The 2,707-nt window shown below is 62.3% G+C and carries 3 protein-coding genes; 1 reads left to right on the forward strand and 2 read right to left on the reverse strand.

Translation table 11 applies throughout. From position 1 onward, the window contains the following. Positions 1–110 precede the first annotated feature (110 nt). Positions 111–782: an acyltransferase gene (locus ACFWPJ_RS29850; RefSeq protein ID WP_378856407.1), complete on the forward strand. Its 672-nt coding sequence runs from the start codon at positions 111–113 to the stop codon at positions 780–782. Here ACFWPJ_RS29850 and ACFWPJ_RS29855 read toward each other — a convergent pair. Together ACFWPJ_RS29855 and ACFWPJ_RS29860 are read right to left on the reverse strand one after the other, a co-directional pair. Further along, positions 777–1,511, reverse strand: coding sequence for a glycosyltransferase family 25 protein (locus ACFWPJ_RS29855; RefSeq protein WP_378856409.1), 735 nt, complete (start codon positions 1,509–1,511; stop codon positions 777–779). The genes ACFWPJ_RS29850 and ACFWPJ_RS29855 overlap by 6 nt on opposite strands. Further along, the coding region (locus ACFWPJ_RS29860; RefSeq protein ID WP_378856411.1) for a hypothetical protein at positions 1,508–2,707 on the reverse strand (1,200 nt) is incomplete at its 5' end. The genes ACFWPJ_RS29855 and ACFWPJ_RS29860, both read right to left, overlap by 4 nt.

A 2,707-nucleotide genomic window follows, 5' to 3' on the forward strand; every position in this document is an offset into this window, starting at 1 on the left:
GATCTGCACACAGTCGTCGGTTCGGACCACGGGTTCGACTCGCGTGAGCGCGAGGACGAAGCGATCGATGCAACAGTCAACTGGCTGGTCGAACAGTCTGCACTCGCCTCGTGAATCCAGCGGATATGTACGGGCAGGTCCAGTTCGGAAACGATGTGATCGTTGGTGAGTACTGCGTCCTGGGCTATCCGAAGGAAGCCCGGTTGCGGGAAGCGCAATACGGGCGGCATACAACTGGCGATCCTGTCGTGCTCGGGGAGCGCACCATGCTGTTCAACCAGGTGGTGATACACGAAGGGACTACGCTCGGCACGGAGTGCCTGGTCGAGGACCGCGCACGTATCGGGTACGGGTGTGAGATCGGCGAACGAACTCGAGTCGTCCATGGTGCCTACATTTGCGACCGAGTTCGCATCGGAGTCGACGCTTGCGTGGCTGGATTCATCTGCGATGCAACAGTTATCGGTGATAGGTCGACGGTGATGGGGGACTTGGTGCACGAGTACACCCTCCCCCACCTCGGCTGGTGGGGTGTCGACGAGGCACCGCCGGTCATCGAGTCGGACTCGGTGGTGGGGTTCGGGGCTCGTGTGGTCGGCGGCGTTCGCATCGGTCCGCGCAGCTATGTCGCCGCGGGAGCAGTCGTGACCCGGGATGTACCTGCCGAACACGTCGTGACAGGAATCAACACCCAGATCCCGATCAATCGCTGGTCCGGAAAGCGGTTGGCCGCTCTGATACAGCATTGGACAAAGCCCCAGAGCGCCACCATCAGATCATGACGCCACGTACTCCGACTCCTCGGTGTCGCTGCCGGCTTCGGTCTTGGCCCGCTGAGTAGCGAGGGGAGGTTCGAACGCCAATGCCGCCAGTCTCGGAGGGAATCGCGTTCGGATGTCGGGGCGTGGGTGTGGCGTGTAAAGGGCAGGGAGGAACTCATCGATCGGGATGATCGCCTCGGCAAGGTCGGTGGACAAGGCGGTACGCAGGCCTTCGCGAGTGATTAGGTACGCGAAACTGCAGTGGCTGTAGCCAGGCCGGACGATCCCGGGGACCGAAGACAGTGTGTCGGGATCGAGGCGGTATCGGCCGAGATAGAGCAAGTCGAAGGCTTCGTCGGCGGCGTCCAGTCGGCTCAGACCTTCCCGAAGGCGACTGCCTAGCTCTGAGACGAGCAACGCGTCATCCTCCAGAACAAGGATGTACGGGCTGCTGCTGCTTTTCTCCGCGTGCCGCCAACACGCGAGATGAGCGAGGGTACAGCCGATTTCGCCGTACTTGAGAGGTCGATTCCACCAAGGGTTGTCCGAGTCGATCTGCCAATCGAACAGCGTGATGTCGAGGTCAGCGATACCGTCGCGGGCGATGTCGCGCCCGTCGATAGTGACGTCGAGGTCCGATGTGTAAATGGCCTGTGTACCGATCGGCAGTCTGCGTTCGATCCAGGCTCGTCGATCGGGTCGGCGCGGCAAGTTGACGACATACGTGGAAATGAGATTCGGGTCGATCATGACGCAGGCCTCGACGAGTACCTCCGCGGGCGGGCGAAACGTTCGGTGTTGTCGACAATCACCTTCCAATGATCGCCGTACGGTCGCGACATCAGCAGGAGAGGTTCCACGATATTTAGGTCGGCGACGTCGGTGAGGCCGCCGACGCGCCTGGTCTCGGTGACTACGACGAAGTCGTCCTCCCCGGCGCGATCGGCGATGTAGTTGGCGTTCGTCGAACCTCGGCCGGCGTCGAGGAGGCAACGTGCGGCACCGAGAACACCGAGCGTCAGGCAACCGCCGAGGAGGAACACGGTGGTTCCTTGCACCGTGATTCGGGTGAGGACGGCGAGGTCTTCGATCAACTCGCCGCCAGGAGTCCATCGCGGCGCTAGTGCGAGATTGTCGAGGTCGGGAACCACTAGCGGATCGTCTTCGCCGAGCGGGTGAGGGTCGAAGTGGAAAGGTAGCTGCGGCAGGAACTCTCGAAACTTGGCGTTCCACGGAGGTCCGCCGATGACGACTAGGACGTCGGCATGGGTGCCGAAGTATTCCGACGGGGCAAAGTCGCGCACTACGACGTGGGGTGCCAACTGCGCGAGACGGGTGCGCACGAAGATCAGTGTGTCGAGATCGGCGAACTTCGCGTACCGCAGGTAGTTCCGATCGTGCGGGGACGCGTAGTCGGGTCGTTCGTCAGGCGGTATCTCCGAGCACACGATATCGACACCGCTGCCCCGATCCAGACCCCAGAATCTGTTCGTCGACTCCTTCGCCGTAGGCGAGTTCGCACCACGGGCCGACCGCTCGGACGTGTGCTCGGGCGGGTCCATGAAGGACGGCGGGCCCGTGAGTAGCAGGTAGGTGAGGGTCTCCAATGCGTGATCGGAACGTCGACGCACCGTCTTGACCGCGCATTTCAACTGTTGGGCCAAGGACTCTTGCCGGTCGGTCAGCGTCGAGTACCTATGGTCGGGCCGCAGGTTGAAATCGACCTCGACATAGACGCGCTCGCTATCGGACAGCTGCTCGATCGTCCGACGGAGAACCCTCGCAAGGCATTCGACATGGGCCGCCGACCCGGGGTCGAACTCATAGCCGCGAGATAGATAGGCCTGCACTGGATCGTCGATCGCGGTAAGGAGTGTCGTTGGGCGCGCCAGTCCATGTCCTCGACGCAGCCGTTTGAGGCTGTCCTTAACCTGGTCAGCCGGCGC

The sequence above is a fragment of the Nocardia sp. NPDC058497 genome (assembly GCF_042720195.1).
Taxonomy (GTDB): Bacteria; Actinomycetota; Actinomycetes; order Mycobacteriales; family Mycobacteriaceae; genus Nocardia.